Origin of the sequence: Mesorhizobium sp. ESP-6-2 (assembly GCF_020164675.1) — a bacterium.
In the GTDB taxonomy this organism is placed as follows: domain Bacteria; phylum Pseudomonadota; class Alphaproteobacteria; order Rhizobiales; family Rhizobiaceae; genus Mesorhizobium.
The window spans coordinates 435,708-449,111 of record NZ_JAIUGT010000001.1 but is presented as its reverse complement, the minus strand read 5'-3'; the positions used below and the strand labels follow the sequence as shown (position 1 = coordinate 449,111).

Annotated in this window: 12 protein-coding genes and 1 pseudogene; all 13 read right to left on the bottom strand. The window is 64.9% G+C overall.

What is annotated here, in order from left to right:
- Window positions 1-9: 9 nt before the first annotated feature.
- The 13 genes and pseudogenes from LB532_RS02230 to LB532_RS02170 all read right to left on the bottom strand — a co-directional run bounded on the left by LB532_RS02230 (window position 10) and on the right by LB532_RS02170 (window position 13,369).
- Window positions 10-954, bottom strand: a complete 945-nt coding sequence (locus LB532_RS02230; RefSeq protein ID WP_140643416.1) for an ABC transporter permease — start codon at window positions 952-954, stop codon at window positions 10-12.
- Window positions 951-2,006 (bottom strand): ABC transporter permease, encoded by a 1,056-nt coding sequence (locus tag LB532_RS02225; RefSeq protein WP_140643415.1) that lies wholly within the window; start codon window positions 2,004-2,006, stop codon window positions 951-953. Before LB532_RS02225 ends, LB532_RS02230 begins: the two co-directional genes overlap by 4 nt.
- 239 nt (window positions 2,007-2,245) lie before the next feature.
- A pseudogene (locus LB532_RS02220) lies at window positions 2,246-3,496 on the bottom strand (ABC transporter ATP-binding protein); the annotation flags it as partial.
- A gap of 262 nt (window positions 3,497-3,758) precedes the next feature.
- The gene (locus tag LB532_RS02215) at window positions 3,759-4,790 is read right to left on the bottom strand and encodes a BMP family protein (protein ID WP_140643412.1); all 1,032 of its coding nucleotides are present in this window, start codon (window positions 4,788-4,790) and stop codon (window positions 3,759-3,761) included.
- Window positions 4,791-4,942: 152 nt separating this feature from the next.
- The gene (gene pcaF / locus LB532_RS02210) at window positions 4,943-6,148 is read right to left on the bottom strand and encodes a 3-oxoadipyl-CoA thiolase (protein WP_140643410.1); all 1,206 of its coding nucleotides are present in this window, start codon (window positions 6,146-6,148) and stop codon (window positions 4,943-4,945) included.
- Between the two features lie 199 nt (window positions 6,149-6,347).
- Window positions 6,348-7,646: an NAD(P)/FAD-dependent oxidoreductase gene (locus LB532_RS02205; protein WP_181169546.1), complete on the bottom strand. Its 1,299-nt coding sequence runs from the start codon at window positions 7,644-7,646 to the stop codon at window positions 6,348-6,350.
- A gap of 2 nt (window positions 7,647-7,648) precedes the next feature.
- The gene (locus LB532_RS02200; protein ID WP_140643408.1) at window positions 7,649-9,022 is read right to left on the bottom strand and encodes a glutamine synthetase family protein; all 1,374 of its coding nucleotides are present in this window, start codon (window positions 9,020-9,022) and stop codon (window positions 7,649-7,651) included.
- Window positions 9,023-9,080: 58 nt separating this feature from the next.
- The gene (locus LB532_RS02195; protein ID WP_348641714.1) at window positions 9,081-9,350 is read right to left on the bottom strand and encodes a glycosyltransferase; all 270 of its coding nucleotides are present in this window, start codon (window positions 9,348-9,350) and stop codon (window positions 9,081-9,083) included.
- Window positions 9,260-9,580 (bottom strand): hypothetical protein, encoded by a 321-nt coding sequence (locus LB532_RS02190; protein ID WP_224556324.1) that lies wholly within the window; start codon window positions 9,578-9,580, stop codon window positions 9,260-9,262. Before LB532_RS02190 ends, LB532_RS02195 begins: the two co-directional genes overlap by 91 nt.
- 317 nt (window positions 9,581-9,897) lie before the next feature.
- A complete protein-coding gene (locus tag LB532_RS02185) occupies window positions 9,898-10,602 on the bottom strand; it encodes a hypothetical protein (RefSeq protein ID WP_140643406.1) in 705 nt (234 codons plus the stop codon).
- Window positions 10,603-10,927: 325 nt separating this feature from the next.
- A complete protein-coding gene (locus LB532_RS02180; protein ID WP_140643404.1) occupies window positions 10,928-11,689 on the bottom strand; it encodes an SDR family NAD(P)-dependent oxidoreductase in 762 nt (253 codons plus the stop codon).
- A 10-nt stretch (window positions 11,690-11,699) separates the two neighbouring features.
- Window positions 11,700-12,512, bottom strand: a complete 813-nt coding sequence (locus tag LB532_RS02175; RefSeq protein ID WP_140643402.1) for an ABC transporter permease — start codon at window positions 12,510-12,512, stop codon at window positions 11,700-11,702.
- Complete coding sequence (locus tag LB532_RS02170; RefSeq protein WP_140643400.1) at window positions 12,512-13,369, bottom strand: ABC transporter permease; 858 nt, start codon at window positions 13,367-13,369, stop codon at window positions 12,512-12,514. The genes LB532_RS02175 and LB532_RS02170 overlap by 1 nt, the downstream gene beginning before the upstream one ends.
- Between the last annotated feature and the right edge of the window lie 35 nt (window positions 13,370-13,404).

Sequence of the window (13,404 nt, the reverse complement as noted above, 5' to 3'; positions counted from 1 at the left end):
CCTACTCGTCTATCGTTCTTCCCGTCGAAACGGCTTCAGCAGCGCCGACGGCGCCACCGCATTGCGCGACATCACCGCCATGGCGACAATGGTGAAGATGAAAGGCAGCATCAGGAACGCCTCGTAGGGGATATGCCCGAGGCCGCTCGCCTGCATGCGCAACTGCAGGGCATCGACAAAGGCGAATAGCAGCGCGGCGCCCGCCGAGCGCCACGGGTCCCAGCGGCCGAACACGACCAGGGCGATCGCCACCCAGCCGCGCCCGGAGACGACGCCGAAGGTGAAGGCGTTGAACTGCGCCATCGACAGGAAGGCGCCGGCCAGCCCCATCAGCGCCCCGCCGAGAATGACCGCCTGAAAGCGGGTGAGAATGACGCTGACGCCGGCGGAGTCTGCGGCGCGCGGGTTTTCGCCGACCATGCGCACCGACAACCCCCATGGCGTGCGGTAGAGCACGAAGGCGGCGATCGGGATGGCCAGGATCGCCATGTAGACCAGCGCGAACTGGTTGAACACCGCCGGCCCAAGCACGGGAATGTCGGAGAGGACCGGGATCGGCAGCGTCTGAAAACCCTTGATGCTCGGCGGCACCGATTGCTGGCCGAAGATCAGCCGGTAGAGAAAATAAGCCAGACCCGACGCAAGCAGCGTCACGCCGATGCCGCAGACATGCTGGCTTAAGCCCAGCGCCACCGTGAACAGCGCATGCAGCGCCCCCATCAGCATGCCGGTCAGCACCGCCGCCAGGACGCCCAGCCACAGGTTGCCGCTGAGGCTGGCGGCGGTGAAGCCGGCCATTGCCGACAACAGCATGATGCCTTCGATGCCGAGATTGAGCACGCCGGCGCGCTCGGAGAACATTTCGCCAAGGGTAGCGAAAGCCAAGGGCGTGGCGATGCGGATGATGGCGGCCAAGAAGCCGACCTGGAAGATCTGTTCGAACACCGCGCTCATTGGGCGGCTCCGACGCGGCGGATGCGATAGGCGGTGAACAGCAGCGCCACCAGCATGGCAAGCAGTGCCGTGCCCTGGATGACATCGCTGAGGAAGGCCGGCACGCCGGTCGCGCGCGACATCGCCTCGGCGCCGGTCATCACGGCAGCCAGGAAGATCGCCGCCGGCACCACGCCGAGCGGGTTGAGCCGCGCCAGCATTGCAACGACGATGCCGGAATAACCGTAGCCCGGCGAGATGTCGCTCATCACCTGAAAATGCACGCCGCCAACCTCGCCGACGCCGGCCAGGCCCGCCAGCGCACCGGACAGCAACGCCGTCGAGAGCAGCACCCGCTGGACATTGATGCCGCCATATCTGGCCGCTTCCGGATTTTCGCCGGTGACCCGGATCCGGAAGCCGAGCGTGGTGCGCACGATCAGGAACCAGATCAGCGGTGCCGCGATAAGCGCCACGATGACGCCGAGATGCAGCCGCGTGCCCTCGATCAGCACCGGGAAATTGGCCGAATCCTCAATCGGAGGCGAGATCGGATAGCCACTGAAACTATCCTTCCACGGCCCTTCGATCAGCGCCATCAGCGCGTAATAGATGACCGAATTGAGCAGCAGCGAACTGACGACGTCGTCGACCTTGAATTTCACCCGCAGCGTTGCCGGCACGAGCGCGACGGCTGCACCGGCCGCAGCGCCTGCCAGAGCCATCAAAAGCATGGCGAGCGGTCCCGGCATCGGGATCGCGCCGACGAAGCAGCTCGCCACCGCGCCGGCAAGCAGTTGCCCTTCGGCGCCGATGTTCCAGAATTTGGCGCGGAAGGCGACAGCCACCGCCAGCCCGGTGAAGATCATGGGCGCGGCGCGCACCAGCGTTTCGGTAATCGCATAGCTGTCGCCGAGCGAAGCCGTGAACATAACGCCGTAGGATTCGAGCACGCCGGCGCCGGCCAGCGCGATCAGGCCGCTGCACAGCACGAGCGCGGTACCGATGGCCAGCAGCGGCAAAGCCAGGTTGAACCAGGCTGGCGTCGAGCTGCGGACTTCGAGGCGGAACATCAGCTATGGCCCTCCGCCCCGGTCATCAGCAGCCCCAGCCGTGCGATCGTCGCATCGGCGCTGGGAAGCGTGCCGGCGATGCGGCCCTCATACATCACCGCGATGCGGTCGCAGAGCACGAGCAACTCTTCCAGATCCTCGCCGATGACGATGATGCCGCAGCCCTTGGCGCGCATGTCGAGGAATTTTTCATGGATGAAGCGGGCGGCTCCGATGTCGAGGCCGCGCGTCGGCTGCGAGACGACAAGCACCTTCGGATCGAAGGCGAGCTCGCGCGCCAAAAGCGCTTTCTGCAGATTGCCGCCGGACAGCGCGCCGGCTCGCGTCATCGGCCCGGGGCATCTGATATCATAGGCCTTGATCTGCGCCTCGGCGAAGGCCCGGATCGCGTCCGGCTTGAGCAGGCCCTTGCTGCTGAAAGCGGCGGTGCCGATGCGCGGCAGCACCATGGAATCGGCGAGCGGCAAGTTGGTGACCAGTCCCGTCGTCATGCGGTCTTCCGGGATGCGGCCAAGGCCCAGCGCCTGCACCTCGCGCGGCGAGAAGCGAGACACTTTCTGTCCCGCAATCGTCATCCGACCGGCATCGGGCGCTCGCACGCCCGAGATCACCTCCGCCAGTGCCCGCTGGCCATTGCCGGAGACACCGGCAATGCCGAGGATCTCGCCGGCGCGCACGGATAGCGACACATCGCGCAGCGGCGTGCCCGAATGGCTCGAGGTGGAAATGCCGTCGAGAGTGAGCACCGCTGCCCCCGGCGTCGACGGCCCCTTGGCCGGCGGCACGATCTCGTGGCCGCACATCAGTCGCGCCATTTCCGCCGACGTGGTGTTGGCCGGATCATCGACGCGGCCGGCAACGCGGCCATGCCGCAGCACCGTGCAGCGGTGGGTGAGCGCACGCACCTCGTTGAGTTTGTGCGAGATGAAGATGATGCCCAGACCCTGCGCCGCCATCGACCGCAAGGCCGAAAACAGCCCGTCGACTTCGCTCGGCGCCAGCACCGCGGTCGGCTCGTCGAGAATCAGCAGCTTTGCGCCGCGAAACAGCGCCTTGACGATCTCGAGACGTTGCTGCTCTCCGACAGACAGCGCCGAGACCGGCAGGCTGGGATCGAGTGTCAGCCCGTGCTGGCGGCTGATTTCGGCCAACCGCGCCAGTCCGCCGGACCGGTCGATCCGTCCGGACTTGCCTGGTATGCCGATAAGCAGGTTTTCCAGCACCGTAAGCCGTGACGCCAGGTGAAAATGCTGGTGCACCATGCCGATGCCCGCGGCCAACGCATCGGCTGAACTGGTGATCCGCACCTTCCGGCCCTGGATGAGGATCTCGCCGGCGTCGGGCGCATAGGCGCCGAACAGCACGTTCATCAGCGTCGTCTTGCCGGCGCCGTTCTCGCCCAGCAAGCCGAGGATCTCGCCGGGCGCCACGCTGAGGTCGACGGCTTCGTTCGCCTTGACGGCGCCGAAACTCTTGGTGATGCCACGCATTTCGATGAGGGGGGCGGGCAAGGGCGCTCCTGGCGAGGGGTTGGCTTTGCGGTTCGGTTTTATAGGGATGCGCTGCACCCCCTCTGGCCTGCCGGCCATCTCCCCCTCAAGGGGGGATCAGATGTCACTTCGGCTTTCGCCAATCTGCACCGCTTGAAGAGACAAGCACCGCCGGCGAAGCTGCCAATCTCCCCCCTCGAGGAGGGAGATGTCCGGCAGGACAGAGGGGGGCGCCATGCGCCAACCCCTCAAATAGCGACACTCAATCCGAGACCGGCGTATTCTCGTCGACATCCACCCGGAAATTGCCTTCGAGAATCTCGGCCTTCTTCTTCTCGACCATGTCCTTGACCTCGGCCGGCAGCGTCTTGTCGAACTTATGGTAAGGCGCGAGGTGAGAACCGCCCTTGGCCATGCGCGAGAAATCGCCATAGTCCTGCGCCGTAAAGACGCCGGCCTTGACCAGCTTGATGGCCTGTTCGACGGTGGGATACATATCCCAGACCGGGCCGGTAATGACGGTGTCGGGGCCAAGGGTCGACTGGTCGGACATGTTGGAGATGGCGTAGATCTTTTTCTCCACCGCCGCCTCGATGACACCGAAGCGCTCGGCATAGATGACGTCAACGCCGGCGTCGATCTGAGCGACGGCCGCCTCCTTGGCCTTGGGCGGATCAAAGAAGGAACCGATGAAGGCGACCTTCTTCTTGATGTTCGGATTGACCTCCTTGGCGCCGGCGAAGAAGGCGTTGACCAGCCGGTTCACTTCCGGAATGCCCATCGCCGCGACGGCGCCGACCGTGCCCGACTTCGACATCTTGCCCGCGATCATGCCGGAGAGATAGGCGGGCTCGTGGATCCAATTGTCGAAGACGCCGAAATTGGGCTCCGCCGGCCCGGCGCCGGAGCCGAACAGAAAAGCAGTCTTCGGGAACTGCTTGGCGGTGCGGCGCGATTCACGCTCGGCGGCGAAGGCATCGCCCAGCACCAGTTCATAGCCGCCCTGTGCATATTCGCGCATGACGCGGCTGAAGTCGGCGGTCTGCACCTTCTCCGACCATTTATACTCGATGCCGAGTTCCTTCTCGGCCTTCTGCAAAGCGACATGGATCTGATTGTCCCACGGCTCCTCGATGGGCGTGGCGAAGATCGCCGCTACTTTCAGCTTCTTGTCCTTGGCGAAGGCGGCGCCCGGCAGCATCGCCGCGGCCAGGCCAAGCGCGCCCAGCCCCAGCACGTTGCGCCGCGAAAGGCCTTCGCGCGCTGAATGAGATTTGTTCTTCCGGTTTTCCATTGCAGTCCCCTCTGTTCGACAGCCGTGTCGAGCCGACTGTTCTTAAAAAATCAGACGGGGAACTATGGAACGGGTCCGGACTTTTGTCCACATGGTCAAATTTGGCAGATCGATCATATCCGCTCTTCTGGACTAGCCGGGAGAGCGATTGTTCAGACCCCTTCGAGCGCGATGGCGATGCCCTGGCCGACGCCGATGCACATCGTCGCCAGCGCGTAGCGGCCGCCGCGTTCGCGCAGCTCCAGCGCCGCCGTGCCGGAGATGCGCGCGCCCGACATGCCCAAGGGGTGGCCGAGCGCTATGGCGCCGCCATTCGGGTTGACGTGCGGCGCATCCACCCCGATGCCGAGCTGGCGCAGCACCGCGATTCCTTGCGAGGCGAAGGCTTCGTTGAGCTCGATGACATCGAACTGTTTTGGCGTCAGGCCAAGCCGTGCGCACAGTTTTTGCGTCGCCGGCGCCGGACCGATGCCCATGATGCGCGGCGCGACGCCGGCGGCGGCCCCGCCGAGGATGCGGGCGATCGGCGTCAGGCCGTATTTCCTGGCCGCCGCTTCCGAAGCGACGATCAGCGCCGCCGCCCCGTCATTGACGCCCGACGCATTGCCGGCGGTCACCGTGCCGCCTTGCCGGAACGGCGTCGGCAGCTTGGCCAAAGCCTCTATCGTGGTGCCGCCGCGGGGATGCTCGTCCTTCGAGACGACGGTCGGATCGCCCTTGCGCTGCGGAATGGTCACCGCGGTTATTTCCTTGGCCAGCCGGCCATTGGCCTGCGCAGCGACGGCCTTGTCCTGGCTGCGCACCGCGAAAGCGTCCTGGTCCGCGCGTGAAACCGAAAAATCCTCGGCGACGTTCTCACCCGTCTCCGGCATGGAATCGACGCCATACTGGCTCTTCATCAGCGGGTTGACGAAGCGCCAGCCGATCGTGGTGTCGTAAATCTCGGCATTGCGCGAAAACGCCGTCTCGGCCTTGGGCATGACGAAGGGCGCGCGGCTCATCGATTCGACGCCGCCCGCGATCATCAGCTCGGCCTCGCCGGACTTGATTGCACGGGCGGCGATGGTCAGCGCATCCATGCCCGAGCCGCACAAGCGGTTGACGGTCGAGCCGGGGATTTCCTTCGGCAGGCCGGCCAGCAGGAGCGCCATGCGCGCCACGTTGCGGTTGTCCTCGCCGGCCTGGTTGGCGCAGCCGTAGACAACGTCGTCGACGGCCTGCCAGTCGACGCCGGCATTGCGCCCGATCAGTGCCTTCAGCGGAATGGCGCCGAGGTCGTCGGTCCGTACCGAGGACAGCGAGCCGCCAAAGCGGCCGATCGGCGTGCGGATATAGTCGCAGATATAGGCTTCGGCCATGTCAGGCAGCTCTCCCGTTTCCCTCATGCGCCGCCTTGGTGCAACGCGTGCAGGTCGCGCAATGTCGTAGCTCGGTTCGCTTGGCGCCGGCATTTCGTCAAGCGCCTGCGCGAACTTAACCACTCAGCCACAGCTCTCCTGCCCTTGCTGGCGGATCACACTTGGATACAGCGCCACGATCAGCGGGTTGGCCGCGAGCTCAATGCTTCATCCGATCCCTCATGGCATACCACAGCATTCCCAGCACATAGAGCGGCCCGCGCAGCGCCGTACCGCCGGGGAACGGCATCGGGGTCAACGTCGAGAACAGGTCCAGCCGCCAGGCGTCGCCTGTGATGGCTTCGGCGAGCAGCTTGCCCGACAGCGTCGACAGGATGACGCCCTTGCCGGAATAGCCGTGCGCGTAATAGACCTCGCCATAGTGCCCGACATGCGGCAGCCGCGACGTCGTCACCGACACCAGCCCACCCCAGGCATGATCGATCCGGCAGCCCTTGAGCTGCGGGAAAGTGCCTTCCATGTGCGGCCTCACGAAGCCGGCAATATCGGCCGGCGGTGACGGTGTGTAGCGCTCGCCGCCGCCGAACAGCAGGCGACCATCCGCCGACATGCGGTAATAGTTGACGACGAAGCGCGTGTCGGACACTGCGACATTGGCGGGGATGACGTTGCGGGAGCCCTCCAGCGGCTCGGTGGCGACGATGTAGTTGCCGACCGGCATGATGCGGCTGTTGACGCGCGGCTCCAGCCCATTGAGCAGTGCGTCGCCAGCCAGCACGACATGCTTTGCGCGCACCGATCCTTTTGATGTCGAGACCCGGATCGAAGGCTCGCACTCAAGCCGCACGGCCACCGAATTCTCGTGGATGATGACGCCCGCCGCGCTTGCCGCGCGGGCAAGGCCGAGCGTGTAATTGAGCGGATGCATGTGGCCGCCAAGCGGCTCGTACATTGCGCCGTGATAGGGCGTGTCGACCTTGGCCCGCGCCTGAGCTGCTGACAGGATTTCGACGTCGCGGAATCGCATCACGCTCTCGAGGCATTTCGCCTCTTCCTCCAGATCCCTGAGATCGGAGCCGTTGACTGCGCCGACCAGATGGCCGGTCAGCCTGAGATCGCAGTCGATCGCATGGCGCTCGATAATGTCGAGCACCAGGCTGCGCGCCTCGAAGGCGAGGTCGAACAGCGCCTTCGCCCGTTCAGGCCCGTAAAGCTTGACCAGGCCCTTGGCGCCCTTGCGCAGGCCGGGGATCATCTGGCCGCCATTGCGGCCCGAAGCGCCCCAGCCGATCTTGCCGCCTTCCAGCAGCACCACCTTCAAGCCGCGTTCGGCGGCGTGAAGAGCGGCCGACAGACCGGTGCAGCCGCCGCCGACGACCACCAGGTCGGCCTCGACATCGCCGATGAGTGCCGGATGGTCCGGCGCCGGATTGGCGGTGGCGACATAGTAGGACTTGCCGATGTCGAGACCGGAATTGAAACCCGTTGAAGATGCCATGATCACACCTTCAAGAGCAGGTGGTCGCGTTCCCAGCTCGTCACCACGCTCTGGAACAGGTCAAGCTCGACGCTTTTCACGCGCAGATAGGTCTGGAAGAAATCCTCGCCGAGCAGTTTGCGCACCGGTTCGCAGGCCTCGAAACGATCCAGCGCCTCCTCCATTGTTTTCGGCAGCGTGCTCTTGATCTTGTAGGCATTTCCAGATGCTTCCGCCGAGCGCGCCAGCTTCTGTTCGACGCCCAGATAGCCCGCCAGAAGCGAGCCGGCGATCGCCAGATACGGATTGCAATCGGCACCCGGCAGCCGGTTCTCCACCCGCCGCGCGGCGCGCCCGCCGGCCGGCACGCGCAGGCCGCAGGAACGGTTGTCATGCGACCATTCGATGTTGGCCGGCGCACTGTGGTTCGGTCTTACGCGCCGGAACGAATTCACGTTGGGCGCGAACAGCGGCATGATTTCGGGAATATATTTTTGCAAACCGCCTATGAAATGACCGAACATCGCGGTATCGGCATCGTCGCTGCCGGCAAACAACGTGTTGCCGGCCTCGTCGATGACGGACATGTGCAGATGCATCGAGCTGCCGGCCTGTGCGGCAATCGGCTTGGCCATGAAGGTCGCATACATGCCGTCTTGCCGGGCGGCCTGGCGCGTCAGCCGTTTGAACAACAGCACCTTGTCGGCCAGCGGCAGCGCGTCGCCATGCAGGAAGTTGATCTCCAGCTGCCCCGGTCCCGATTCATGGATCAGCGTGTCGAGCGGCAGTCCGGCCGCCGCCGCATAGTCATAGACGCGCCGGACCACCGGTTCGTATTCCTCGAGCGCCGCCATGTCATAGGGATGCTGCACGGCCTCGGCGCGGCCATTGCCGCCGGTGGGCGCGGTCAGCGGCTTGTCTGGATCGGGATTGGGCGCGGTCAGGTAGAATTCGAGCTCCGGCGCCACTACCGCCCGCCAGCCGCGCTGCCGGTAGAGATCGAGCACGGCGCGCAGAACATGGCGCGGCGAGGCCATCCAGGGCCTGCCGTCCATGTGGAAGGCGTCGGCGAAGACGTAGGCCTTGCCAGTGCCGGCGCCCGGCGCCAGGCAAAGCGTCGAGACATCGGGCACCATGCGCATGTCGGGGTCCGAATACGCAAAACCCTCGTCGATGGAACCGGAATAGCGGCCGTCTATGCTGACCAGGAAGGCGCTGCTCGGCAGATAAAGCGCACGGTCTTCCAGCGCCTTGAGGAATTTTGCCGTCGGCAGCGCCTTGCCGCGCAGCACGCCGTTCATGTCGGGCACAAGGCATTCGACCTCGTTGATGCCGTGCTGCGCCAACCAGGCCTTGGGATCGGTGGAGGGCGCGGTATTCGTGTTCTTCTCAAGCATTTCATTCAAATCCGTATCAGAGAGAGTATGGCTTGCGCGGCCACGTCCGTTCCGGGGTTCAGCGCCATCTGGCTGCATTTCCCTTGAGGCGGGCGCGCATGGCGTCGTCGGCCAGCAGGCCGGGAATTGCGCTCTCCAATACTCCTTCGGTCCAGCCGTCACGGCCGATATGGTCGCCGGTGCCGGTCTCTTCGGCGCGGCGTGCATTGTCGTGGCCGTCCCGGCAATAGGGCATGATCAGCGACGCCACACGGAAGCGCTGCGCCTCAAAAAAGCAGTTGCTGCCGCCATGGTGGATGAAGAAATCCGACTTCGCTGCGGAAACCAGGGGTCGAGATAGACATTGTCGGGCACCGCTCGGTAAGCGTCGCGCAGGCCGCCGACATTGACGATGAAGCGCGCCGGCAGCTTGTCGGCAAAGACACCGGAAAGGCGGGGTTGGGAGATGAAGACGGGGCGGGCGCCCCGCACGGCCTGCGCGATCCCGACGCAATTCAACGCCGCGCCGAAGCCCGCTTCGGGAAACAGCGCGATAGTCGGGCTGGCTTTACGCGTCAATTATTCCTCTTCATTCCGGCCGGCTGATCATGCCGAACGGCGCGAGAGCGCCGTGGCCGGCCGCTTGCGGTCGCAGTTTGCGAGAGCCGCAGATGGACGCGAAGCAGATCGGCAGTCACCTAATACTGCCGGCTTTCGAGCTGGTCGAGTATTTTCAGATGTTCGCACCGCGATTGCCGCAGCCGGAAGCCATTGGCGGCCGCCGGCATAGATGCCGGCAGCCGCCGCAGCTTGAGGTGATCGGACAAGGCATCGGCCACGAAGCGATTGGCCGCAATCACGTGTGCAGGCCGGATGCCCCGTCGTCCTTGGCGATGCTACGGCGTCGGTTGCATTGCCGCGGCCGTCTCGTCGATCTTGCCGGCAAGGACGCCTTGAGCCCAAGCGGTGACCTCGGCGTCGACGGGCTTGTTGGCCATATCCGTCAACGCCGCATCGAGCGTGGCCGGGTCGGTACCGACCGCCGCCGCGTCGACCACTTCCTGCTGGGCGGCGATCTGGTCCTGCAGAGCCGATATCTGTCCAGGCAGTGCCGCCTGCTCCTCGGGGGTCATCGCGGCGATCTGGTCCGGCGTCAGCGATGTCAGTGCGTCCAGCTGTGAATTCAAAGCGTCCAGCTGGGTTTGTGCGACCTTGGCTTTTGCCGACTGCGTCACGAAGGCTTGAAGCGCAGCGAATTTCTTGCTCTTGGAATTCATATAGGCGTTGACGTTGCGCTGCAGCGAGTTCAGCCGACCAAGCTTGGCGTGGAGGTTCTTTTCCTTGGGCAGGGACGAGACCTTTGTCTTCGTATCGACCGTGGTCATTGTGTCCGTTGTCGCCTTGGCTACCTGCCCCCGGGCCGACGAGGACTTGCCGTGCGCAGCGCCGCTGTTGCCGTGGGCGCCACCATTGCCATTGCCGTTGCCGCCGCTGTGACCACCACCATTGCTATGCCCGTTGCCGCCGGCTCCGGCGAGCGCCGGAGAAGCGAGAAGCGCCAGTGCGGCTAACGCCGCGAAAACAGTTTTCCGGTTTGTCATGATAGTCTCCTCGGGAAACGCCGCCCCGCGCCCGCTGCTATGGTAAGTTCGTATGAGAAGCCGCTAACTATGCGCAGTAAACTTTGGACAAAGACTGTCTCAATCAGAGAGCTGGGCAACCTGTCGGCACAGTAACTAGTTGATATACAAAGGAAATCTATGCCTTTGAACGGCTGAGGTACTGAAGTCCCACGCCGGTCGGACCATGGTCCGAACTGTCGGTCAGAGTTGATTTCGGCGCTGCCGGCCGGCGACGCGGCTCTGGCCCAGAACGCGCAGGCGACGGCGCTTTTCACCAATCGGCCGAAGGCCAAAGACGGCTGATTCAGCCGATGCTTTCGCCACCGTCGATCACCAGCGCCTGGCCGGTCATGAAGGATGACCGATCGGACACGAGGAAGAGGATCGCCTCGGCGATCTCCTCGGCGCTGGCCCAGCGGCCCATCGGGATCTTGGTGCGGACATAGGCTTCGATTGCCTCGCGTCCGCCCATCTGGGCTATGAACGGTCCATTGAACGGCGTGTCGACCCAGCCGGGGCAGAGCGCGTTGACGCGCACATTGTGGCGGGCATAGTCGAGCGACATTTGCCTGGTCATCGCCACCACGGCATGTTTCGAGGTCGCATAGGCGATCATCTCGCGGTCGTAGAACACGCCCGAATTGGAGGCCGTGTTCAGGATGACGCCGCCGCCCTGTGCGACCATCGATGGCATGACGATCCTTGCCGCCAGGAACTGCGCCCGCACATTGACCCGCCAGGAAGCGTCCATGCCGCCGGTCTCGACCTCGGTCAGCGTGCCGCCGACCTGGATGCCGGCGTGATTGTGCAGGATGTCGATGCGCCCATGCTGGTCGAGCGTGCCGGCAAGGAGCTGCTCGACCGCATTGTCGTCCGAGACGTCGGTGGCTACCGCCTCCGCCCGGCCGCCCGCGGCGCGTATATCTGAAGCCGTCGCCTCGCCGCTGGTCCGATCCCTGTCCGCGATGATGACCACCGCGCCTTCCCTTGCCATGATCATGGCGCCGGCGCGCCCGATGCCGGAACCGGCGCCTGTCACCACGGCGATGCGGTCTTCGAGGATCATGATGCGGCCTTCAGTTTGACGGCTTGCGCTGGCGCAGCTGCCATTGGGCAAGCACCACGAGCAGGACGGACGCGACGAGCACGATCGTCGCGATGGCATTGATCTCCGGCGTCACCCCGCGCCGGATCGACGCAAAGACATAGATCGGCAGCGTCGTCTGCGCGCCGGCGACGAAGAAGGCGACGATGAAATCGTCGAAGGAGAAGGTGAAGGCGAGCAGGAAGCCGGCGACCACCGCCGGCATGATCTGCGGCAGGACGATGGAACGGAACGTCGTCAGCGGCGTGGCATAGAGATCGCTCGAGGCCTCGACCAGATTGCGGTCGAGGCTGCCGAGGCGCGTGCCGACGATCATCGTTACCAGCGCCATCGAAAACAGGCCGTGCGCGGCGATGATCGAACCATAGCCAAGGGAGAGTCGCGGCGGCTGGTCGTCAGGCCAGACCGAGGCGAGGAACGGATTGACGACGGCGAACAACTGGACGAGCGCGACCAGTGTCGAAATGCCGATCACGACGCCGGGAACGACGATTGCGGCTCCAAGCAAGGCGTCGAAGACAACGCGGGTCCGCACCCCGACACGTGCCAGGCCGAGCGCGGCCGCCGTGCCGAACACCGCCGCCAGCAAGGCGCTGGTGGTGGCGATGAACAGGCTGTTCTTCAGCGCCTCGACCAGGAATGGGTTCGCCAGCGCCTTGCCGTACCATTGCACCGAAAAACCGGTGAACTCGCTGGCGTGGTGACCGGCGTTGAAGGAAAACAGCACGACCAGCGCGATCGGCAGGTAGAGGAAGGCGAAAACGGCAATGACGAAGGCGCGCATCAGATCAGATCCACCCGGCGGGCGCCCGAGACGCGGGTCGAGATGCGGTTGGCGGCAATCAGCACCACGACCGAGACCAGCACCAGCGTGATCGCGATGGCCGATCCGAACGGCCAGTTGCGCGACTGCAGGAACAGGTCGACCAGCGCATTGCCGATGAAGAACACCTTGCCGCCGCCGAGCAGCGTCGGAATCAGATACTCGCCAAGCAGCAGGATCATCACCAGCGAGAAGCCGGTCATCACGCCGGGCAGGGACAGTTTCAGGGTCACGCCCAGAAAAGTGGAGAGCGGCGTCGCGCCGAGATCGGCGGAGGCCTCCAGCAGGCGACGGTCGAGCCGCTCGAGGCTGACATAGATCGGCAGGATCATCAGCGGCAGGTAGCCGTAGACGATGCCGAGCAGGACGGCGCCCGGCGTGTTGATGAGCCTGACATCCTCGATGCCGACAAAGGTGAGCAGCGCCGGGATGCCGCGTCCGCCCAGAATGTACATCCAGGCATAGGTGCGCATCAAAAGGCTGGTCCAGAACGGGATGACGACCAGCGCGAGCAGGATCAGCCGCCATCGCGCCGGTGCGCGCAGGGCCAGGTAATAGGCGACGGGATAGGCGACGAGCAGACAGGCGAGCGCGCCCGCCGGAGCCAGCACCATCGTGTTCCAGAACGCGGTCGCCCGCGCCGGAAGATTGGCATATTGCGCCAGCGTGAAGGCCGCCTGATAGCCGCCCTCCGGCGCCCGCTCGCCGACGCTGAAGACGGCGATGGCCATGAACGGCAGCACCAGGAACACGACGAGCCAGGCGGCCGCCGGCCCGAGCAGCATGGCCGTCAGCAGATTTTTGCGAATGCCCCGCATCGAAGGATTGCCCCGGTGCCGGCGGATCTGGGCCC

What these genes read in the sequence shown, in the direction of transcription:
- LB532_RS02170 (WP_140643400.1), bottom strand. Translation starts at nt 13,369, where the DNA reads ATGCGGGGCATTCGCAAAAATCTGCTGACGGCCATGCTGCTCGGGCCG.
- LB532_RS02205 (WP_181169546.1), bottom strand. Translation starts at nt 7,646, where the DNA reads ATGGCATCTTCAACGGGTTTCAATTCCGGTCTCGACATCGGCAAGTCC.
- LB532_RS02175 (WP_140643402.1), bottom strand. Translation starts at nt 12,512, where the DNA reads ATGCGCGCCTTCGTCATTGCCGTTTTCGCCTTCCTCTACCTGCCGATC.
- pcaF (WP_140643410.1), bottom strand. Translation starts at nt 6,148, where the DNA reads ATGGCCGAAGCCTATATCTGCGACTATATCCGCACGCCGATCGGCCGC.
- LB532_RS02230 (WP_140643416.1), bottom strand. Translation starts at nt 954, where the DNA reads ATGAGCGCGGTGTTCGAACAGATCTTCCAGGTCGGCTTCTTGGCCGCC.
- LB532_RS02215 (WP_140643412.1), bottom strand. Translation starts at nt 4,790, where the DNA reads ATGGAAAACCGGAAGAACAAATCTCATTCAGCGCGCGAAGGCCTTTCG.
- LB532_RS02200 (WP_140643408.1), bottom strand. Translation starts at nt 9,022, where the DNA reads ATGCTTGAGAAGAACACGAATACCGCGCCCTCCACCGATCCCAAGGCC.
- LB532_RS02180 (WP_140643404.1), bottom strand. Translation starts at nt 11,689, where the DNA reads ATGATCCTCGAAGACCGCATCGCCGTGGTGACAGGCGCCGGTTCCGGC.
- LB532_RS02225 (WP_140643415.1), bottom strand. Translation starts at nt 2,006, where the DNA reads ATGTTCCGCCTCGAAGTCCGCAGCTCGACGCCAGCCTGGTTCAACCTG.
- LB532_RS02185 (WP_140643406.1), bottom strand. Translation starts at nt 10,602, where the DNA reads ATGACAAACCGGAAAACTGTTTTCGCGGCGTTAGCCGCACTGGCGCTT.